Genomic DNA, 19,081 nt, shown 5'->3' with positions numbered 1-19,081 from the left:
TCCGGGCAGACCGGGAGGCCTTGATTCCCAGCGTGTTCCCAGCGTCTGGTCACCGTTTCCACTGAGTCGATGGGTACGTGCTTTCGTAGACGCGGGTGACCACCACCCACGGAAGGGAGAGCCATGGAGTCACTGCCCGTAGCGGTTCTGCTGCTGATTTTCGCCGGAGCCGCAGCGGTGATCTGGGTGGCGGGAATCCACCTCTCAAAACAGACGGACGTCCTTGATGACCGGCTGCACCTGGGGTCGTCCCTGGGCGGCCTGATCCTGCTGGCCATCGCCACCAACCTGCCGGAGATAGCCATCACGGTCAGCGCAGCCGCTTCCAACAACATCGGAGTGGCCGTCGGAAACATCCTGGGCGGCATCGCCATCCAGACGGTGGTGCTGGCCATCCTCGATGTGTTTGGAACCAGGGGCACCGATCCGCTCAGCTACAAGGCAGCCTCGCTGACCCTGGTCATTGAAGCCGTCACTGTCATCGCAGTCCTGGGCGTGGTGATCGCGGGCAGCCAAATGCCGAACTCGCTCGTGGCCTTCCGCCTGACTCCCGCTGCAGTTCTGATTGCGGTGATCTGGGTCCTCGGAATGATCCTCGTCCAACGCTCCCAGAAGGGCCTTCCCTGGCATCAGCAAGGCGATGCCCCGGGCGGCCAGGACCAGCCCCAGGGACACTCCAAGAAGAAAACCGGCGAAAAGACCCGGCACGTCAGCACGGCCAAGTCGGCCCTGATCTTCACCGCCGCGGCCCTTGCAACCTTGGGCGCCGGCGTCGTCCTTGAACGCAGCGGCGACGCGATCGCCGGGCATATCGGCCTGTCCGGGGTCCTCTTCGGCGCCACCTTCCTGGCCCTGGCCACATCCCTGCCCGAAATTTCCACCGGGTTGGCCTCGGTGAAGCAGGGCGACTACAAATTGGCCTTCAGCGACATCTTCGGCGGCAACGCGTTCCTGCCCGTCCTGTTCCTGGTGGCAGTCCTCATCACCGGCAAGCCGGTCCTGCCCCAGGCCCAGGCCACGGACATCTACCTCACCGCCCTGGCCATCCTGCTGACCCTGACCTACCTCCTGGGCCTTCTTTTCCGGCCAAAAAAGAAGCGCCTCGGCATGGGGGCAGACTCGTTGGCGGTGCTGATTCTCTACCTGGTTGGCGTCGCTGGCCTTTTCGCCGTGGCCACCACGTCCTGACGGCGACACGGACCATCAACAGGGTGCCCTCATGGGATTCCGGGTTTTTTTCACAGGTTCCCGGAAGGAGTGGGGAATTGGCCCTTCCCGAGTCCAGGACCAAGTGGGCCGGAGGCCCGGTACCGAGTCGCGACACGAAAAGAGCATTCCATGGGCGGCCAAGTTGGGACCGCACCCGTGAACGGAACGCGGAGGCCCTGCTTCTGGTGCCGGCCCTGGTGATTGGTGGAGGCGCCAGCGTGTGGATCCGGCTCGGTCACCTGGCAGAACGCTTTCGATCCCGGGGTGTACGGGCGTTTCCCCGGAGGAAGCGCCCAGATTGTCCAAGGCCTGTTCGGAATGGCCGCGGGCGGCCTGGTGGGTGAAGGGCTTGGCGCGATCGGGCTTTTCGCCATCGTGTCGCTGTACCTGATTCTGTTCACCCGCGGGTTCCGCGCCGCACTGGGGACCAGGGACGCGTTCGGAAAGCTGCTGGCGTGCGGACTATCGTTCGTCATGGCCGTGCAATGCTTCATCATCATGCCGGAATCCCCTGCGGCCGGGCTGGCCGCCCCGCGGAAGAATGTGTAGCCTCGCATCGGGACCTCACCCGTCAAGGCATACGGAGGCCAACACCATGCACTCGCGGGCGGACGCATTGTCAGAAGGCCCACTGCACCCTCCAGGCCCGGCTGAACGGAAAGGCCTGCAGGCGTTGGGAGGCGCCGCGGTGGTCGGCGCGGCTCTGATGGTTATTTGGATCATGGCCGGGCTCTGGCTCTTTGTCGTTCCCCCTGCCGACCATGCCCGGCGTGCTGACGTGTTGCTGGTCCTCGGGCCGCCTGATGACCGCATGGACTACGCCGAGCAGCTGATGCAACATGGCGATGCTGGAACTTTGGCGGTGTCCTCGCCCGTGGACAATGCCGGGCAATTCACCGCACCCATCTGTAAGGCCGCCACCGCCTACCCCGTCATATGCTTCCACCCCGAGCCGTTCACCACCCAGGGCGAAGCGCGGTCACTCCAGGCGCTTGCCCAGCAGCACAGCTGGCACAGCGCCAATGTGCTCACGGCCCAGTTCCACATCACCAGGGCCCGGGTGATCGTCGCTCGCTGCTACACGGGCGATTTACGGATGCTTGATTACAGCCCGCAGCTGTCGTTGGGGGCATGGGCGTACCAATATGCCTACCAGTCGGCCGCATTCCTGAAGGTCGCAGTGCACCCGGGGTGCTGATACCGCCATCCCACGGGCTCATAGCGGCCGGAATCGGATCAGCCCATCTGGGCAGAAACTGGCCCCAGTTCGCCCTACGTTTTCCTTCCCGCTACCGACACCGGGTAAGGTCACCCCGTGATTAACATGATCCAGGCAGCAATCCTGGGCTTCCTCCAGGGCCTCACCGAGCTTTTTCCCATCTCCAGCCTCGGCCACAGTGTCATACTGCCAAAGTTGTTCGGGTGGAATCTCGACCAGAACTCGGGTGACTTCCTTACGTTCCTCATCGCCACCCACCTGGCCACCGCCATTGTCCTGTTCATCTTCTTCCTCAAAGACTGGATCGAGATTTTCAAGGGACTCGCCCGGTCCGTGCGCGCGAGAAAAATCAGCCCGACGGACACGTACGCAAAGCTCGGCTGGCTCCTCATCGTCGGCACCATCCCGGCCGGAATCCTGGGCCTCGTCCTGGAAAAACCCATCCGTGCGCTGTTCGCCTCCCCCCTCACGGCAGCTGCCTTCCTGGTGGTGAACGGTCTTGTCCTGTTCACCGCCGAACGGCTTCGGCGTCGGGAAACGCAACGGGTTGAGCCGCTCTCAGTTTCGGCGCGCACCAGCCCGCACGGCGCACAGGAACCGCGGGAACCGGCAGCAAACGCTGAAGATTCGGATGCCGGGATCGCGACTGTGCTGTCCTGGAAGCAGGCCCTGGGCATTGGCGCGGCACAGGCAGCGGCACTCGTGCCAGGCATCTCCAGGTCCGGCTCGTCCATGGTTGGAGGCCTGTTGTCCGGGCTGAACAATGAGAACGCGGCCAGGTTCAGTTTCCTGCTCGCTACTCCTGTCATCGGCGCAGCAGCGGTCCTTAAGCTCCCCGAATTGTTCAGCCCGGCGATGGCCGATCAGCGGGGCGTTTTCCTCGTCGGAGCGTTGTGCTCCGCTGTCGCCGCTTGGTTCGCCACCAAGTTCCTCCTCAGGTTCTTCGAGACCAGGACCTTGACGCCGTTCGCCATCTATTGCGTGGTTGGCGGTGGCATCTACTTCGTGGCCATGTTGGTCATGGGATAACCATGCTTACCGGTCAGGGCTTCGCGGGTGTCTGGGCGCCCTTGGCCTGGATGGCTTTCGCTTCCTTTTGGATCTTGTCCCCGTAGCCGCCGTTAAGGGCGTTGTCCTTGATTTTCGCTGCATCGCCGTCGCGGTCGGAGGCCGCCGCTGCTTCCAGGGTCTTCAGGTCCGTCTGCAGGTTTGCGGGGAGCTTGGCGAAAGCCGTGGCGTGGTGAATCAGGACGTAGGCGATCTGGTGGGCCTTGTCTCCGAATCCGTCCCCGGCCTGGATGTCGACCCGGAGCTCGGTTCGGAGGGCGCGGACAAACGGATGAGCGGCAGGGTGCTTCCCGTTGCTGGTTCCGGGAGCTGCCGTCGTACCCGGTGCGGATGCATTGCCGGCGGACGGGGACGGGCTTGGGCTGGCTGCCGATGCTGCCGTTGCCCCAAGGACCGCTCCCCCTGCCAGGACAGCTCCTGCGGCGGCAGCGCCTGCGCGGACCCGCCAGGGACGGGCGCTGCGGTTCCGGGGTGCGGCGGGGGTCGTGTTCATAGTTTTTCTCCTCAAGATTCCGTGCCCCTGGAACGCTTCGAACCAGGGCCTGCACTGTTTTGCTGTTCCTAACTGTCGCCCGGGGAGGTCAGTGCCGTGTTCGGGGAATGTAAGGGGACGGTAAAGTCCCGGCGCCGTCCCGCCGGGCCGGCGCTGCGGTAGCGTTCAATGGATACATGGAACAACCAACGCCTCCCGCTGCGCTGCCGGCCCGCGGGCTGGTGCTGGTGGTTGAGGACGAGCGCGCGATCGCGGACGTGCAGCGGCTCTATCTGAGCAGGGCGGGCTTCGGTGTGCACGTCGAAACGACGGGCGAAGGCGGCCTGGAGCGGGTCCGGAGCCTCAGGCCAGTCGCGATCGTGCTCGACGTCGGGCTTCCGGGCATCGATGGGATCGAATTCTGTCAGCGGCTGCGTGCCCGGAACGACTGGACACCGATCATCTTCGTCACCGCCCGGGACGAGGAAGTGGACATGCTGCTGGGGTTGGAACTGGGTGCCGATGACTACATGACCAAGCCGTTTTCGCCGCGGGAACTGGTCATACGCCTCAAGACGGTTCTCCGCCGCAGCGGCGGAGTCCCGGGCAGCGGCACCCTGCGGGTCGGCTCGGTGGCCCTGGACCCGGAGAACCGCACCGCCAGCGTGGAAGGCGCGCCCGTGGAGTTGACCGCCAGGGAATTCGATGTGCTCGCCTACCTGTTGGCAAGCCCCGGCCGGGTCTTCAGCCGCGAGCAGCTCCTCTCCGCCGTGTGGGGGCAGGCTGACTACTCGGCCGGGCGGACCGTAGACGTGCATATCGCCCAACTGCGGTCCAAGCTCGGCCCGGGCAACCCGATCCGGACCTTGCGCGGCGTCGGATATTCCGCCGACAGTGACCGGGCGTGAAGGCCGGGCCCCTTGAAACGGGCGCGCACCAGGGGCGCACGCGGCGGGAGCCGGGTCAGGCCCTGGTGCTCTGGCTGCGCTCACTGGCTGGACGCATCACCCTGGTCACTGCCGGCGTCGCCATTTTGGCCGTCCTGGTCACCGGAAGCGTCGCTTTTCCGCTGATCCGTTCCGCCGCCGCCACCCAGGCCAGGGAACAACTTTCCCGCCAAGCCGATGCCTTCAGCGCCGCCCCGGTTGCTGCCCAGGCGCTGGACCTGCGCGAACGCCACCTCCTTGGACCGGACAATTACGACCTCTCCACCATCACGCCCGCCGGCGCCGTGACGGGGGCGGCGGCGGTCATCCTCGGTCCGGACGAGGTACACCAAGTGTTCTCCGGGCAAAAGATCTCCCGCACCCTTACCCGGGGAGGCGTCCAGTTCCTGGTGGAAGGCAGGCCCCTCACCCGGGGCGGCGGGATCGTCCTGACCCGGTCGTTGGCGGACGTTAACGCCGCATCAGCCCAGCTCCTTCAACCGACGCTCCTGGCGTTGGCGGCCGGGCTCCTGATCGCCGGGGTGGCCGGGACGCTGCTTGCCCGGCGGCTCTCGGGGCCGCTCGTCAGGACAGCAGCCGCAGCACGGCGGATGGCTGATGGTGAACGGACCGTCCCCCTTGACCCTGCCGGGGTTACCGAGGTCCGCGCCGTGGGAGAAGCCATCAACACCCTGGACCGTGCCTTGCTCGCCAGCGAAAGCAGGCAACGTGAATTCCTGCTCTCCATATCCCATGAGATCCGCACCCCGCTTACCGCGCTGGGCGGATACGCCGAAGCCCTGCAGGACGGACTGATCCCGCCCGAAGACATGGTCCGTGTGGGGCAGACCCTGTCCGACGAAACGGAGCGGCTGGACGGGTTTGTCCGTGACCTGCTGGCACTGGCGCGGCTGGAGGCAGACGATTTCACACTGGATGTCCAACCCGTCGATGTCCCCGCGCTCCTGGAACAGGCACAACGGGCATGGCAGCCGGCAGCGGTGCAGGCCGGCGTGGATCTCATGCTTCAGCTGCCCGCTCCGGCAACCCGGGAACCTTTGTTGGCCACCACCGACGCGCAAAGGCTGCGCCAAATCATCGACGGGCTCATCGGCAACGCCCTGCGCGTCACCCCGTCCGGGACGCCCCTGGTCCTCCGCGTGATCGTCGAAGATCCCGTCCCCTTGCCCGAAGAAGCGCATGGCACCGCCCAGCAGGCCAGTCTGAACAGCATCGTCGCGATCCAGGTGCGGGACAGTGGCCCCGGCCTCACCGCGGAGGACGCCGCCGTCGCCTTCGACCGCGGTGCCCTGGCACGCCGGTACAACGGACAACGCCCCACGGGCAGTGGACTCGGCCTGTCCATAGCAGACCGGCTTGCCCAGCGCATGAACCTCGAGCTCACAGTGGAACCCACCAGCCCAGGCGAAAACGGCGCCTGCTTCTGCATCCGGCTGCCCCGCGCAGCCAGCGTCCGTCCCTGACCCCGCACCCTCAGCGGGAAGACGGGGGCGCCCCCACATCATCCTTCGGCGCACTGCGCTGGGACCGCCGGATCCGGTACTCACGCCACGTAATCCACACGATGAAGATGTCGAATGCGGTGAGGAGCACCATGCCCCAGGTGATGGACACCGAGATCCGGTACAGCTGGTAGGCGATAAAGACGAGCAGGAATGCAATCATCCACGGGTAGGCCCACAGCTTTTCCTTCAGGACCGCCCAGACCAGGACGATTTTCACCACGCCATGCAGCAGGAGATAGACAGCGCCGAACAACGACGCCGACCCCGAAAGGTTGGAGGTCAGGTGCAGCAGGCTGTTGGCCACGAGGTCCCGGGGGTCCTGGGCGAGTTCATGCTGGGTGAGAAAGCGGCCCACCTCGCCGATCTGCGCCGGGGTGACCACCAAAAGGAGGAAGCCGCCGATGAGTTCCAGGACTCCGTCCAGCCCCTTGAGGAGCAGGGAGATACGGAATGTCCTGTCGAGCAGGGCCGTTCCCGATCGCGTCTTTTCCATGGTCATTTCCCTTCCGGACCCTTGCCGTCCCAGCAGTTCGTAGCGCCCTTTATCAGTTGCTCTTGGTCCGTTGCCCGGCGGGGTCGCTGATGAGGTTCTGTGGCGGGGCGTCGAAGTTCCCGTGGTCGTAGAGGCCTACTGCGCCCTGCATGTACTGCGCCCACTGCGGACCGGCGATGAAGGCCCCGTCCACCGCGGGGTAGAACTTGCCGTTGACGGTGACGTTGCGTCCCAACCGGCTCGGGCCGCCATTGAACGGGTCACCGAAGAAGGATGCCGTCGACAGGCCTTTGGTGTAGCCCACCACCCAGGTCTGGTTGTTGTACTCGTTGGTTCCGGTCTTGGCTGCATCCGGGACTCCGAGTTTCTGCGGAATCAGCAGCCCGGAGCCCTTGGTAAGGACGTCCTGCAGGACATTGGTGACGGCCTTGGCGACGTCCGGTTTCAGGGCGCCGTTCTGGCAGGAGGACGTTTGTCCGCCGATCTTCTTGCCCTGGGCGTCGTCCACTTCCGCGATGGCGATGGGAGCACAGTAGGTGCCGTTGGCCGCGAACGTCGCGAACGCGTTCGCCATGGTCAGGGGTGCCACGTTCTGGCTGCCCAGGATGTTTCCCAGCGTTGAGAAGTCGATCTTTTCGTCCTTTCCGCTGCCCAGGTGCAGGCCCATGGCATCTCCGGCGCGCTGGACGTCGCAGAAATCGTTGAGCCCGGCAAGCGAAGCGAAGGTGGCCGTGTTGATCGACTGGTAGATGCCTTCCCGGACCGTCATGGGCCGGTACCAGTTGGGCTCATCGTTCTGCAGGTCCGAGGACTGCGGGACGGTGCTGTCGAACCAGCCCTGGACGGGATGGCATGTTGTTTTCCAGGGGTAGTTGATGCCGTAGCGCCGCTTGGATGCGTCGACGATCTGGTTGGTCGATTTACCCTCGCCAAGCCAGGCCGCGAGGGTGACCGGCTTCATGGTGGAACCGGGCTGCATGCCTCCCACGCCACCAAGGGCGTTCCCGGCCGCGTCACTGCCGTCCACGTTGAAGTTGTAGTCAGAGACGAATCCGGAACCTTCGCCGGGCAGCTTCCGCGAATTCTGTGCCATGGCCAGGACTTTTCCGGTGCCAGGTTCGATGGTTACCAGCGAGGCCCCCCACTTGTCCGGGTTCGCGCCGGCAGTGGCGTCCACCTGGGCCTGGGCTGGTCCCTGCAGGCGCGGGTCCAGGGTGGTCTTGATGGTCAGGCCGCCGGCCATGATCTTCTGGTCACGCTCGTCCTGCGTGGCGCCATAGGCAGGGTCGTTCTCGATCTGATGGATGACGTAGTCGCAAAAGTACTGCGCCTGGGGAGCGTAGGCGCAGCCTTGCTTGGGCGGGTTGACCTTGAGCTGGATGGGGGTTTTCACGGCGTCGTCGTGTTGCTGCTGGTCGATGTAGCCGTGCTGCAGCATCGCATCGAGCACCAGGTCGCGCCGGGTTTTGGCGGCTTCGGGGTGGACGGTGGGATCGTAGAGCGAAGGTCCATTGACAAGGCCGGCGAGCAGCGCACCCTGCGGCAAGGTGAGGTCCTTGGCATCAACGGAGAAGAAGTACTGGCTCGCGGCCTGGATGCCGTACGCGTTGGTGTTGAAACCCACCACGTTCAGGTATCCGGCAAGGATCTGGTCCTTCGAGTATTTCTCTTCCAGGCCGATGGCGAGCTTCATCTCCTGGATCTTCTGGTTCAGGCCCTTCTGTCCGTTAAGCACCACCTGGGCGTCCTTGCCCTGGGCGATCAGGTTTTCGTTGAGCATGTTGGTGACGTACTGCTGGGTCAGCGTCGACGCGCCCTGGTGGCCGCCGGCGGCGTCGGCGGCCAGGGCCCGGAAGATGCCTTCGGGATCAATGCCGCCGTGCTGGTAAAACCGGTAGTCCTCAATGGCAACGATCGCATTCTTGATGTTGGGCGACATCTGGTCAAGGGAAATCCGCGTGCGGTTCTCGTTGAAGAGGGTGGCGATCTGGGACCCATCCGCTGCCAGCACCCGCGTCATTTGCGCCGGGGGCGCGGAGAATACGTCGTTGGGGAGGTTGGTGGTCAGCGCGGTGGATCCGCCCGCCACCACCGTCTCGGTCACGGCTGCCGCCGGCATGATCAGGCCCGCAACAAGGGCCCCGCACACTGCACTGGCGGCAATGAAGCCGGTGAACCTGCCCAGCGTAATTCCCAGTGCACGGAACAGGTTCAGGACACGGGACGCGGTGGATGTGGGTCGGAAAGGAACTTCCTTGGACATGCGCGTGTCTCCGGTTCTGCGTTGTGTACCAGCAGCGGTTGCCTGCCGGGCCAGCCTACTCTTCCGGCGCCGCGCACCACGGGTCGGCACAGCGGGACGAGCATGATTATGGGGCGGCATTCAGCATTTCCCCAGCCTGCGCTCCTAAACTTGACCTGCGCCGGTTCCTGGGTTCGGCGTGCACGCAAACATTTGGAAGGACACAACGTGGCGAAGCCAGCGATTCCGTCAATGAAGACCCGCATCGGCGTCGGAGCGGCAGCCGTCCTGGCCGCCGGTGCCATGGCCGCCGTCGGAGTCGGTGCAGCTTCCGCAACTCCCGGCGCAGCCCCGGCGTCTGCAACCTCAACTGCAGCGGCCGCTAATGCCAAGGCAGCCAAGGGCTCCGGCGGCCTGGAGGCCTTCCTGAGCCTGAAGGCCGACAGCCCGCAGGCGGCAGGGGACCGTGCGGCGAAGGCAGCCACCGCCCTGGTGGACCACCCGCAGCTGTTCGCCAAGCTCCCCGCAAACCTCCAAACGGACGTGACCGCCCTTAAGGATGCCGCCCCGGCTGACCGGGTGAAGGACGCCTACAAGATCAACACGACGGCACTGTCCGGCGGGTACGGCGCCGATATCCAGAAGCGTGCCGACGCGGCGGAGAAGGCCGCCACCAGCCTGGCCGGCCTGCGCCAGGAGCTGCGCACCGCGTTCAGCTCGGGCAACCCCGGGGCCGGGCTCCAGCAGGTGGCCAGCCAGCTGATCGGCCACCCCAAGGTGTTCGGCACGCTCCCGGCAAGCCTCCAGGCGGACCTGACGGCCCTCAAGAACGCCGCCCCGGCTGACCTTGATGCCCAGGCGAACAAGATCAAGGACACCGCGGTCAACGGCGGGTACGGCGCCATGGTCCAGAAGATGGCCCAGGCGCTGGAAAAGAAAGCGCCGGCCGCCTAAGAGGACCAGCTGTTGCGGAACCTGCGGCGACCTTGATGCATTCTTGATCGAATCCGGGCCCGTTCTTGAGGTCCTATCTGCAAAGTGATGCACAAGGGACGGGAACGCAGCCTTAATGCACCTGGGTACTGGGACCCAGTTAACCGCGCCCACGTCGGATAAAACCGATGGTCTCAGACGCCTGGCGGCACCAGCAATGGCGCCGCCAGGCACCTATTCCACATTCCCCACAGACCAGGGGCCGGCGGCGGGGGCCACGGATCAGCGTCGATCCGAAAAAAGCCGCCGGCCCCCACACACGTCAGGAACGGCGGACGACGGCGGCACGCGGCCGCCGCCGAACCCGCCAAGTCGTTCCGTCGTCGCCCATCGCCCCGCTACCCGTCGAGCCGCGTACCCGCATTGATCACCAGGGTAACGGAGTCCGCGTCGTGGGCAGCCTTCATGGGGACCATCCTAGAGAGCTGTCAGGTTCCCATCCGGATGCACGCCCTCAGGACATCTGCGACGCCGCCGCTGACGGTTCCAGGTCGGCCAGCGTAAGGGGGTGGGCGGGTTGGTCCGGGAACGGGAAGGTGCAGGTCACCGCCAGGTCCGGACCGACGTGCACCAGCTCCCCCGGCGCCAGGGGACGCCAACCGGGGTTGTGGTTCATCGGTTCGGTGGCAAACAGGACCGAAGGAAAGACTGACAGTTCGGTGCTTCGGGAGTGGATCCGGTGGCTCCTGGCGTCCAGGGGAGCTGCCGGAGCGGGCTCGGCCGAGGGGTCCCTTTCCAACAGGTACAGCGGGTGGGTTGCCGGGTAGCGGAGCGCCCAGAGGTCCGTCGCCGTCGTCACAATGAGGTTCAGGGCCAGGACGGGCAGCTCGGCGGCGACCCAGCCCACCGCGCGGGCGATCCCCTCCGCCACGTCCCCGCCGGCCCTCCGGCTCTCGGCCGTGATGAGGGCGAAGAGGCGTTCGCTGTCGGTCTGGCCGTGCACCAGTCCCGCCACGCCAAGCTCCTCAAGGCGCCCGTCCAGCCGGTCCAGGCCATGGAAGGCGCCGTTGTGGGCAAACAGCCGGCCGTCCTGCTCGAAGGGGTGGGTGTTCACCAGTGTGTGGGCACCCGTGCTGGCATACCGGACGTGGGCCAGGAAGGTGGTGCTCACCAGCTGCCGCGCTTCGCGGGCGAAGGCGTGGTCCTCCCATGCGGCGAGCGGCCGTTTGGTGACCCGTGCGCCGCCGTCGTCATCAAAGGTCCCGATCCCCGCGCCGTCGGGCTCCCGCCGGCTCTGCTGGGACAGGCTGTACGGGGCGTCCAGCAGCCAGAAGGTGGCGCGGACGGGCCGGGACCCCGCGTGGAGCCCGAACAAGCGGCACATAACGCTCCTAAAAGAGGCTAGTGGTGGAACGCTTCCTTGTGCTTCCCGTCGGGCATGGGCGCCGTCAGGGCGTCCAGGTAGGCAACTTCCTTTTTGAGGTCGGTCAGGAAGCTGGAGGCGAGGTCGCGGGTGAAGCCGTTGCGGACCACGATCCGCTGCACCGTGATCCCGCTGAGCCCTTCCGGCAGGGGGTAGGCCGGGACCAGCCAGCCGTTCATGCGCAGCCGTTCGGAGAGGTGGTGCAGGTCCCAGTTTTGGCTGTGGCCGTCGGTGAGCTGCCAGGCGAAGACGGGGATGTCGGACCCGTCGCTCCAGAGGGTGAAGGCGTCCATGGCGCCGATTTCGTGGGAGAGGTACAGGGCCACGTCGCGGGAGCTTGCCTGCACGGACCTGTAGCCGGCGAAGCCCAGCCGGAGGAACAGGTAGTACTGCAGCAGCACCTGGGCGCCGGGCCGGGAGAAGTTCAGGGCGAAGGTGGGCATGTCCCCGCCCAGGTAGCTGACGTGGAACACCAGGTCCTCCGGCAGGGCTTTTGCGTCCCGCCACACGATCCAACCCAGGCCCGGATACACCAGCCCGTATTTGTGGCCGGACGTGTTGATGGAGGCCACCCTGGGGAGCCGGAAGTCCCACACCAGGTCCGGCTGCAGGAACGGCGCCACCATGGCCCCGGAGGCGCCGTCCACGTGGATGGGGATGTCCAGGCCCGTGCCGTCCTGGATGCGGTCCAGTGCGGCGGAGATCAGCTCCACGGGTTCATAGGCCCCGGTGTAGGTGACGCCCATGATGGCCACCACGCCGATGGTGTTCTCGTCCACGTAGCGCTCCAGCTCATGGCCGTCCAGCGTGGGATGCTCCACTGACACCGGAACGTACCGGGCTTCCACTTCCCAGTAGTTGCAGAACTTCTCCCAGCACACCTGCACGGCGGAACTGAGGACGATGTTGGGCGCGTCCGTAGGCTTCTTGTCAGCCCGACGGCGGTGTTGCCACCGGCGCTTCAGGGCCAGGCCGGCCAGCATGCACGCCTCGGAGGAGCCGATGGTGGAAGTGCCGACGGCCGCCGCCGGGTCCGGGGCGTTCCACAGGTCCGCGAGCATCCGCCAGCAGCGGGTCTCGATCAGCGCGGTCTGCGGGTATTCGTCCTTGTCGATCATGTTCTTGTCGAACGTTTCCGCATAGAGCTGGGAGGCTTCCCGTTCCATCCAGGTCCCCACGAACGTGGCCAGGTTCAGGCGCGAGTTGCCGTCCAGCATTACCTCGTCGTGGACCACCTGGTAGGCGGTGCCCGGCAGGGACTCCCCGTCCGGGATGGTGAAGCGCGGAAAGATGGTGGACTCCCCCGGCCGGCTGAACAACGGGTTCAGCTCCACGTTCGTCTCGGGCTCATGCCGTACGCTCCGGTGTGACCTCGTCATGTCCAGCTCCTTCGCCCGCCGTCGTCCGCAGGCACGCGCCTGCCGCTGCACTTCCGCTGTTCCCAGCACTCCGTATTATTCATGCACAACCTGTACACGGCACCCAGACACGGTAATACGTGGAACACGTTCCGGGGGCGCATCAGCGATCAAGGCCCGGACCGCGGCCCTCAACCAGATCAGAGCCTTCCTCGTATCGGCCCCAGACAAAATCCGAGCGAAATACCGGGCGCTGGCCAGCTCCGCGCCAATGGTGCGGAGATGGTCGTTTAGCTGTTTCCGGTATGGACAAGATTTTCCTGGTCCTCTTCATGGGCCGGGGCGTTAGCCAGGCCATCGGGGGTCAAGTCAAAATCATCAACACCGGTGTCGGTTGTGGCGTGGGCCGGGGTTGGGCTGGTGTCAGTCATGGTTACCCTGCCTTCAGTTCTGGGTGGGCACGGGCGGCGGTTTCCAACGAGGTCCGTATACTGCCCCAAACACCTGCGACACAACGCTTTATCAAAAACGAGGGGGGTCATGGGGCAAAGGCCGGGTAGCTGGCCGGTGCGATGTTTCAGACCAAGGCCGGGTAGCTGGCAAGGATGTAATCGGCGACTGCGGGACATTTCTTCATATGGAGGAATTCCCCTGCGCCGAGCCGCTCCCGCATCGCGGCCCAGAAGTCGTGTTCTGTCTGCGGCTCCTTGCCGGACACGCAGCACCAGCTGGTGTACAGGCCGTAGAGGGTGTCCCGGTCCAGGTGTTTTCCCGGCTCGCGGTCACGGTAGGTGGTTTCCTGAAGGAACTGGTCGAACGGTGTTTGTGCCATCGTGGCTCTTTTCAGCACGTGCAGTTGTCCACCATCAGGCTCGAGGCACCAGAACGCGCGGTCCGTGTGTGCGCGGCGCCCGAGGTGTTCGTTCAGGGTTGGAGCAGTCATCTGTTTCTCCCAAGGTTCACGTGAGCACCCGGACGGCTATGCAAACTTTGGTCCCTTGGCTGACACCATGTCGACAACTAGTCTACAATGTAGACTTTAGGCGTAGAATAGGCCGTAAGCAAGCTTCCATACGGTTTGCCTCCAAGCCTGGTGCAATGAACAGGATGATTTTGCATGGCCAACCCCAAAGGCATTTCCAATAGTCCAAGCTCCAGGAAAGTGCCCCTGAACAGGGACGTCGTTCTTTCCACCGCCCTCGAACTCGTGGACACCGAAGGTTTGGACGGCCTCACCATGCGCAGGCTCGGCCAGGAACTCGAGCGGGACCCTATGAGCCTCTACCGCTACGCCGCCAACCGGGCCGCCCTGCTGGACGGGATCACCGAGTTGGTTCTGAACGAACTCGCCATCTTCGCCGATGATCCAGACTGGCAGGCCCAGCTGCGCCGGATAGCTCACGACCTGCGGCTACTGGCCCTCCGACACCCCAACGTTGTACCCCTGCTGGTCACCAGGCCCCTGTCCACACCTCTGGGCCTGCGCCCGCTGGGCACGCTGCGCCCCCTCGAACAAATCTTGGGACTCTTGATAGGCGCGGGGTTCTCCCCTGCCGACGCTCTTCATGTCTACCGGGCCTACTACGGCTTCCTCTACGGCCACATCCTCAACGAACTCCAGGAATACATCGTTGACCCGGAGGAAAACGTGGCACTCCTCCGGCTCGGACTGCACCGTCTGCCTGTAACGGAATTCCCGACCCTCCGCGCGCTGGGCCCAGTCCTGGCAGACTACGACGGCGACGCTGAGCTTGACCAGGGACTCACCCTCTTGCTCTCAGGCCTCGCCGCGCAGCTCGCCGGGTAAGATCGCTGACGCTGTACCACGGGACTGGGCCGTTATGTGTGCCTACTTCAGCACCCTGATCGGCGGTGGCTTGCATGCCCTGCCACAGCCGAGGCCCCTTCCTTCACTGCACCTTTCCCGGACCCGACCCCTCCGTCTGGCGTGACGGACGGGGTTGACGCGATAGTTCGCAATTTTTTAGTAAGTATCCTTCTATTTCCTGCACCGACTGGTCTGTCTGATTTTCCTGTAGTGTCTGCTTGTGATGGCCCACACATATGACTTGCCGCCCGCCGTCGACGCTGGCGCCTCTGCTCCCGCACGCCTGGTCTCCGGTGGTGCCAGGGAGCGCATCCTGAGTGCCGCCTACGAGCTGTTCCTGCACCGGGGCATCCGCGATGTCGGCATCAATGAGTTGATCTCACGGGCCGGGGTCGCCAAAGCAACCTTCTACGCGCACTTCACGTCAAAGGATGAGCTGGTCGCTGCCTACTTGGAGCGCTGCCACCAGGACATGACAGTCGAAGGGCTAATCGCCGAAACCGGAAGGCGGACCGGGAACCCCACGGGCCGGATAACGGCTATCTTCGATGTCCTGGACGGGTGGTTCCGCCAGGATGACTTCCAAGCCTGCGCCTTCGTCAGCGCCATGCTGGAAATGGGTCCCGCCCACCCCCTCGGTATCGCATCAATCGAGTATCTGGCGCAGGTCCGGGCCTTCATACGGGGCCTGGCCGTGGAGGCCGGCCTTGAACAACCCGACATTTTTGCCCGCTCCTGCCACATCCTGACAAAGGGATCGATCATTTCAGCGGTCGAGGGAGACCGCCAGGCGGCCGTCTTCGCCAAACGCATGGCCGCTTCCCTCATCCGGGACCACGGAGGTGACGCCCCCATGGGCCCCTGACGCATCATCGCCCGCGCACAGTGTTCTCCGATCCCTTGGTTCCAAGATGCTGCGGCCCGCCTATCCACAATTTCGTACAAGGAGCTGGAGCCGTTGCAAATGGAAACCCCGGACTACGCCCGTTTTGTCCAGGAAAGCATTGCCGCCGATACGGTTGATGACCACATACTCACTGAAGACCAGTTCTACGGCGTGTACTTGAGCTGGTGCGCACTGCAAGCACAGGCCCCCGGAGCCTGCGCTTCGTTTTGGGCAGCGATGTCCCAGCAAGGCATCCACGAACGGGGCGCGAACGACCACGGGCGCCTACGGCCGGGGCTTCGAATGATCGGCCCGGCTGCCGTGGACTACATCCTCGCCAGCCAACCAAGCCTGCTCTGACTGAGGGCCCCTGCCACCTCAGGAGCGTGAACCTGACGGGCTCGAGGCCGACTAGAATACTCTCGTTGCGGGTGTCCGATGAAACGGAGTGCCGCCAGTGAAAGGGACACCGATGTCAAACAATCTGCGGATCACCCCTGCCGACCCGTTTCCCGAAGATCTGGAAACACTGAAAGACGAGAAGCTGCAGGTTCTCGACAGCCAAGTCCAACGCCAACTCGACCACGAAATCGTGGCCGACGGTGAGTCTCACCCGGAGACCGACTTCCGCCACCACGAGCTTGATACCGAGTTTGAGCAGCGCGAGAAATAAGCCGCTGCTCGCAGCCCCCGAAGGTCCGATTTATACCGCGGTTTCACAGTTGTCGCAGGGCCCGGTACGTCGGCCCTCCAACGGGCCACCACGTCCAGGCCGCGTGTAGGCCGAAGGTCTATACTCCGCTCATGCCCGACATGAATTCCTGGCCCACCGGCCGCCTCCTATCAACAGCGGCCAGACTCGTGGAACATTCCTGGAATGCGAAACTGGCCGACGCCGGGCTCACCCACGCCGGAGTGATAGCTCTCGATGTTCTATCCAGAGCCGAGGAGCCCATGAGCCAGGCGAAAATTGCCCAAGGGGTCCGTGTTCAGAACCAGACAATGGGAAAGACCTTATCCCGCCTGGAGGCATGGGCCTACATCCGCCGACAGCCCAGCCCGTCTGACCGCAGAAGCCAGGTCGTCTCCATCACCGACCTCGGCGCGCAGGTGATTAGCGAAGCCCGTGAAGTGGACCGCACAATATTGACACGTGCGGCAGGGGACGGAGACAAGCTCCGCAAGGAACTACAAACCATCGTTCACCTGCTCGCCATCGACACCAAGCAAAAACCCGGCAACAGATCTTCCTGAAGGCCCGCCGCTCCCGTACGGAACTTCGCCCATACCAGTGCAGACATCGTTTTACGTCTACGGACCGGACAGCTATCGCAGATATGGTTGTGCTGACGAAGAGTTACCGCACGTCCAACACAAGGAAGCCAAGAGGTGCATGTGTGAACGAGTACGAGGCTTCGCTGGTCATCAAGTCGGGAGCGGAACTGCTCTCCTCGGCTTCATCCGACCCCCGCTCGGATGAAGGCTACGAGGCGGTAAAAGCCAATCTCTCGGAAGCATTGGAGCGGATAGCGGAAGCTCTTGGCAACTTTGAAGCAAGTTCGGGAACGCCGGGCCGTTCAACCGGGTGGGTCCAGGACCTTCGCCGCGTAGCAGACGACTTAGTAAACCGATAGGCCGACATCCTTCTCTCTTGCCCCAACAACGGCAAACGAGGCCGTCGGCCGTGCGCGCGATCAAATCCGAAAATGGGCGCCAACATCATCGATCACGGATGTAGAGCAGCACGGATTGAGGGACGCCGGCCAGACCGGTACGCAGATGCGATGACGGGTTCGAGTTCGTCGATGACGGTTCGGTTACCGGGGAGAACAACATGGGCGAGAAATTCCGATTCGAGCGTGGCAACACCCGCTGTGGCCGCTGCAAGCTTGGCGTCTGTTGCCAGGGCGAAGGCGTGCCAGAACCTGCGGGCGTTCAGTTCCAGTGCTTTGGCTGTAACTTCATGCCCTTGAACCTGTTCAGGTTCACCCCCGGTAGCTGCACTTCCCTGGGACTGCAGCACCGAGACGACAATGCGGAACTGTCTTCCACAGGCCCTGAACGCGAGGGCGTTGAGGTCCCCGCGCTGGCTGAAACGAACCTCCGTCGCACCAAAACCCACAAGCGCACGCTCGATATGTTCGCGTGAAGCTCCAACGCTGAAGGAGTCGCCACGCGTGTAAAAACTCCGGGAATCAATTGCCGTCATCATCCAACTATGCGCCTTCGCACCGTCCCGGTAAGCCTTCAGCGCTTTGTTCACCGACCACTGGCCCTTGGCCAAGGTCACAATGCAAAGAAATCAACACCTGCACAAACGTCGCGGCGTCCGCCAGCCCAGACCTCGCTGGATCAATACCTACCGAGCAGCTTCAATCAGCGGCCCTGATAGACACGGTGCGGGCAGCTGCCGGCGCATCAGCAAGCCGCGTGGCGTCCACCAGCACGTCAAAGTACGACGACGGCGGGCACCGATGGCGCGCTTCTTCAGGTTTCTGCCGGGTGCGTAAGGGACAATCACCGCATGACCGAACCACCACAACAGAACATCGAACCCCACGGCGCCACGTCGGCGGTACTGGACGGCGGCAGCACGACACCGGGGACAAGCACACGGACGGCCGCGCCGGAGCGAACGGCCCTGGCCAAGGTCCCGGAAATCACCGCCTGGTTCTGGGTGGCCAAGGTGCTCACCACCGGGATGGGCGAGACCGCCTCCGATTTCCTGGTCCACCAACTGGACCCGGCCGTGGCGCTGGCCCTCGGGGCCGCCGGCCTGGCCGCTGCACTGGTCCTGCAGTTTGCCGTGCGCCGCTACGTCGCCTGGATCTACTGGCTGGCGGTGGTGATGGTCAGCGTGTTCGGCACCATGGCGGCCGACGCCGTGCATGTGGTCCTGGGCGTGCCGTACGTGGCGTCGGCGGTGTTCTTCCTGGCCGTACTCTCTGCGGTCTTCTTCATCTGGTTCCGGACCGAGAAGACGCTGTCCATTCACAGCGTGGACACCCGGCGCCGTGAGATGTTCTATTGGGCGGCTGTGCTGACCACGTTCGCGCTGGGGACCGCCACCGGCGACATGACCGCGTACAGCCTGGACCTGGGCTACTTCGCGTCAGGGCTCATTTTCGCGGCGGTGATTGGCGTGGCAGCGCTGGCTTACTGGCGCGGCTGGATCGCTGCCATCCCGGCGTTCTGGTTCGCCTACATCCTGACCCGCCCGCTGGGCGCGTCCTTCGCTGACTGGACGGCCGTGGGCGCCGACCGCGGCGGCCTGGGCTGGGGAACGGGACTGGTCACCGTGGGACTTGGGGTCTGCATCGCGGCCGTGACTGCCAGGGAAGCCCTCGGGGGCCGGAAAGCCTGACCGTCAGGCGGCGATACTCCCGGCCAGGGAAATAAGACGTGCCGCCGCCTCATTATTGGGGGGTATGAGGCGGCGGCACTTCAACCAAGGTACCCGTGCAGCACGCTGGATAAGCCGGTAACCGATAGTCAAGC

At 64.5% G+C, this 19,081-nt stretch carries 21 protein-coding genes and 1 pseudogene; 14 read left to right on the top strand and 8 right to left on the bottom strand.

Translation table 11 applies throughout. The features are described from left to right. Positions 1–123 precede the first annotated feature (123 nt). The 4 genes and pseudogenes from IEW19_RS03370 to IEW19_RS03355 all read left to right on the top strand — a co-directional run bounded on the left by IEW19_RS03370 (position 124) and on the right by IEW19_RS03355 (position 3,457). Positions 124–1,188 (top strand): sodium:calcium antiporter, encoded by a 1,065-nt coding sequence (locus tag IEW19_RS03370; protein ID WP_188570263.1) that lies wholly within the window; start codon positions 124–126, stop codon positions 1,186–1,188. A gap of 258 nt (positions 1,189–1,446) precedes the next feature. Further along, positions 1,447–1,743: pseudogene (locus IEW19_RS23335) on the top strand (FtsW/RodA/SpoVE family cell cycle protein); the annotation flags it as partial. A 172-nt stretch (positions 1,744–1,915) separates the two neighbouring features. After that, positions 1,916–2,407: an ElyC/SanA/YdcF family protein gene (locus IEW19_RS03360; RefSeq protein WP_188570262.1), complete on the top strand. Its 492-nt coding sequence runs from the start codon at positions 1,916–1,918 to the stop codon at positions 2,405–2,407. Between the two features lie 126 nt (positions 2,408–2,533). Further along, complete coding sequence (locus IEW19_RS03355; RefSeq protein ID WP_188570388.1) at positions 2,534–3,457, top strand: undecaprenyl-diphosphate phosphatase; 924 nt, start codon at positions 2,534–2,536, stop codon at positions 3,455–3,457. A 13-nt stretch (positions 3,458–3,470) separates the two neighbouring features. Here the strand turns inward: IEW19_RS03355 and IEW19_RS03350 are convergent, their stop codons facing one another. Further along, positions 3,471–3,989, bottom strand: coding sequence for a hypothetical protein (locus IEW19_RS03350; protein ID WP_188570261.1), 519 nt, complete (start codon positions 3,987–3,989; stop codon positions 3,471–3,473). Between the two features lie 176 nt (positions 3,990–4,165). Between IEW19_RS03350 and IEW19_RS03345 the strand changes: the two genes are divergently transcribed. After that, entirely contained in the window at positions 4,166–4,876 is a 711-nt protein-coding gene (locus IEW19_RS03345) for a response regulator transcription factor (RefSeq protein WP_188570260.1), read from the top strand. Beyond that, on the top strand, positions 4,873–6,378 hold the full coding sequence (locus IEW19_RS03340) for a sensor histidine kinase (RefSeq protein WP_188570259.1): 1,506 nt from the start codon (positions 4,873–4,875) through the stop codon (positions 6,376–6,378). The genes IEW19_RS03345 and IEW19_RS03340 overlap by 4 nt, the downstream gene beginning before the upstream one ends. A gap of 10 nt (positions 6,379–6,388) precedes the next feature. Here the strand turns inward: IEW19_RS03340 and IEW19_RS03335 are convergent, their stop codons facing one another. Next, positions 6,389–6,913 (bottom strand): DUF2127 domain-containing protein, encoded by a 525-nt coding sequence (locus IEW19_RS03335; protein WP_188570258.1) that lies wholly within the window; start codon positions 6,911–6,913, stop codon positions 6,389–6,391. A gap of 52 nt (positions 6,914–6,965) precedes the next feature. Then, positions 6,966–9,176 carry a transglycosylase domain-containing protein gene (locus IEW19_RS03330; RefSeq protein WP_188570257.1) on the bottom strand — a complete coding sequence of 737 codons (2,211 nt, stop codon included), beginning with the start codon at positions 9,174–9,176 and terminating at the stop codon, positions 6,966–6,968. Between the two features lie 207 nt (positions 9,177–9,383). Between IEW19_RS03330 and IEW19_RS03325 the strand changes: the two genes are divergently transcribed. Next, entirely contained in the window at positions 9,384–10,109 is a 726-nt protein-coding gene (locus IEW19_RS03325) for a hypothetical protein (RefSeq protein ID WP_188570256.1), read from the top strand. Between the two features lie 493 nt (positions 10,110–10,602). On the opposite strand, the gene IEW19_RS03320 is transcribed toward IEW19_RS03325, so the two are convergent. The 4 genes from IEW19_RS03320 to IEW19_RS03305 form a co-directional block, all read right to left on the bottom strand. After that, entirely contained in the window at positions 10,603–11,472 is an 870-nt protein-coding gene (locus IEW19_RS03320) for a class II glutamine amidotransferase (RefSeq protein ID WP_188570255.1), read from the bottom strand. Positions 11,473–11,489: 17 nt separating this feature from the next. Continuing rightward, entirely contained in the window at positions 11,490–12,890 is a 1,401-nt protein-coding gene (gene gad, locus IEW19_RS03315; RefSeq protein WP_188570254.1) for a glutamate decarboxylase, read from the bottom strand. Between the two features lie 269 nt (positions 12,891–13,159). Then, complete coding sequence (locus IEW19_RS03310; protein ID WP_188570253.1) at positions 13,160–13,300, bottom strand: hypothetical protein; 141 nt, start codon at positions 13,298–13,300, stop codon at positions 13,160–13,162. 146 nt (positions 13,301–13,446) lie between these two features. Further along, positions 13,447–13,812, bottom strand: coding sequence for a hypothetical protein (locus IEW19_RS03305; RefSeq protein ID WP_229748294.1), 366 nt, complete (start codon positions 13,810–13,812; stop codon positions 13,447–13,449). A 174-nt stretch (positions 13,813–13,986) separates the two neighbouring features. On the opposite strand from IEW19_RS03305, the gene IEW19_RS03300 reads away from it, so the two are divergent. From IEW19_RS03300 to IEW19_RS03275, 6 genes are all read left to right on the top strand, one after another. Then, entirely contained in the window at positions 13,987–14,676 is a 690-nt protein-coding gene (locus IEW19_RS03300; RefSeq protein ID WP_188570252.1) for a TetR/AcrR family transcriptional regulator C-terminal domain-containing protein, read from the top strand. Positions 14,677–14,920: 244 nt separating this feature from the next. Then, complete coding sequence (locus tag IEW19_RS03295; protein ID WP_188570251.1) at positions 14,921–15,562, top strand: TetR/AcrR family transcriptional regulator; 642 nt, start codon at positions 14,921–14,923, stop codon at positions 15,560–15,562. Positions 15,563–15,661: 99 nt separating this feature from the next. Beyond that, positions 15,662–15,943, top strand: coding sequence for a hypothetical protein (locus IEW19_RS03290; RefSeq protein ID WP_188570250.1), 282 nt, complete (start codon positions 15,662–15,664; stop codon positions 15,941–15,943). A 112-nt stretch (positions 15,944–16,055) separates the two neighbouring features. Further along, entirely contained in the window at positions 16,056–16,256 is a 201-nt protein-coding gene (locus tag IEW19_RS03285; protein ID WP_188570249.1) for a hypothetical protein, read from the top strand. Positions 16,257–16,387: 131 nt separating this feature from the next. Next, on the top strand, positions 16,388–16,837 hold the full coding sequence (locus tag IEW19_RS03280) for a MarR family winged helix-turn-helix transcriptional regulator (protein WP_308419968.1): 450 nt from the start codon (positions 16,388–16,390) through the stop codon (positions 16,835–16,837). Between the two features lie 143 nt (positions 16,838–16,980). Continuing rightward, on the top strand, positions 16,981–17,217 hold the full coding sequence (locus IEW19_RS03275) for a hypothetical protein (RefSeq protein ID WP_229748293.1): 237 nt from the start codon (positions 16,981–16,983) through the stop codon (positions 17,215–17,217). 92 nt (positions 17,218–17,309) lie between these two features. Here the strand turns inward: IEW19_RS03275 and IEW19_RS03270 are convergent, their stop codons facing one another. Then, positions 17,310–17,867: a hypothetical protein gene (locus tag IEW19_RS03270; RefSeq protein ID WP_229748292.1), complete on the bottom strand. Its 558-nt coding sequence runs from the start codon at positions 17,865–17,867 to the stop codon at positions 17,310–17,312. A gap of 240 nt (positions 17,868–18,107) precedes the next feature. Here IEW19_RS03270 and IEW19_RS03265 point away from each other — a divergent pair, with 240 nt between their 5' ends. Beyond that, positions 18,108–18,947 carry a COG4705 family protein gene (locus IEW19_RS03265; RefSeq protein WP_188570247.1) on the top strand — a complete coding sequence of 280 codons (840 nt, stop codon included), beginning with the start codon at positions 18,108–18,110 and terminating at the stop codon, positions 18,945–18,947. The last annotated feature ends 134 nt before the right edge of the window (positions 18,948–19,081 follow it).

This window comes from Arthrobacter liuii, from assembly GCF_014639275.1.
Classification (GTDB): domain Bacteria; phylum Actinomycetota; class Actinomycetes; order Actinomycetales; family Micrococcaceae; genus Arthrobacter; species Arthrobacter liuii.
This window is presented reverse-complemented; position numbering and strand designations above follow the sequence as displayed.

Bases quoted from the DNA above. Each gene is read 5' to 3' on its own strand.
- IEW19_RS03370 (WP_188570263.1), top strand. From the start codon at position 124: ATGGAGTCACTGCCCGTAGCGGTTCTGCTGCTGATTTTCGCCGGAGCC.
- IEW19_RS03280 (WP_308419968.1), top strand. From the start codon at position 16,388: ATGCCCGACATGAATTCCTGGCCCACCGGCCGCCTCCTATCAACAGCG.
- IEW19_RS03300 (WP_188570252.1), top strand. From the start codon at position 13,987: ATGGCCAACCCCAAAGGCATTTCCAATAGTCCAAGCTCCAGGAAAGTG.
- IEW19_RS03320 (WP_188570255.1), bottom strand. From the start codon at position 11,472: ATGTGCCGCTTGTTCGGGCTCCACGCGGGGTCCCGGCCCGTCCGCGCC.
- IEW19_RS03285 (WP_188570249.1), top strand. From the start codon at position 16,056: ATGTCAAACAATCTGCGGATCACCCCTGCCGACCCGTTTCCCGAAGAT.
- IEW19_RS03305 (WP_229748294.1), bottom strand. From the start codon at position 13,812: ATGACTGCTCCAACCCTGAACGAACACCTCGGGCGCCGCGCACACACG.
- IEW19_RS03335 (WP_188570258.1), bottom strand. From the start codon at position 6,913: ATGGAAAAGACGCGATCGGGAACGGCCCTGCTCGACAGGACATTCCGT.
- IEW19_RS03360 (WP_188570262.1), top strand. From the start codon at position 1,916: ATGGTTATTTGGATCATGGCCGGGCTCTGGCTCTTTGTCGTTCCCCCT.
- gad (WP_188570254.1), bottom strand. From the start codon at position 12,890: ATGACGAGGTCACACCGGAGCGTACGGCATGAGCCCGAGACGAACGTG.
- IEW19_RS03330 (WP_188570257.1), bottom strand. From the start codon at position 9,176: ATGTCCAAGGAAGTTCCTTTCCGACCCACATCCACCGCGTCCCGTGTC.
- IEW19_RS03355 (WP_188570388.1), top strand. From the start codon at position 2,534: ATGATCCAGGCAGCAATCCTGGGCTTCCTCCAGGGCCTCACCGAGCTT.
- IEW19_RS03310 (WP_188570253.1), bottom strand. From the start codon at position 13,300: ATGACTGACACCAGCCCAACCCCGGCCCACGCCACAACCGACACCGGT.
- IEW19_RS03295 (WP_188570251.1), top strand. From the start codon at position 14,921: ATGGCCCACACATATGACTTGCCGCCCGCCGTCGACGCTGGCGCCTCT.
- IEW19_RS03265 (WP_188570247.1), top strand. From the start codon at position 18,108: ATGACCGAACCACCACAACAGAACATCGAACCCCACGGCGCCACGTCG.
- IEW19_RS03345 (WP_188570260.1), top strand. From the start codon at position 4,166: ATGGAACAACCAACGCCTCCCGCTGCGCTGCCGGCCCGCGGGCTGGTG.
- IEW19_RS03350 (WP_188570261.1), bottom strand. From the start codon at position 3,989: ATGAACACGACCCCCGCCGCACCCCGGAACCGCAGCGCCCGTCCCTGG.
- IEW19_RS03290 (WP_188570250.1), top strand. From the start codon at position 15,662: ATGGAAACCCCGGACTACGCCCGTTTTGTCCAGGAAAGCATTGCCGCC.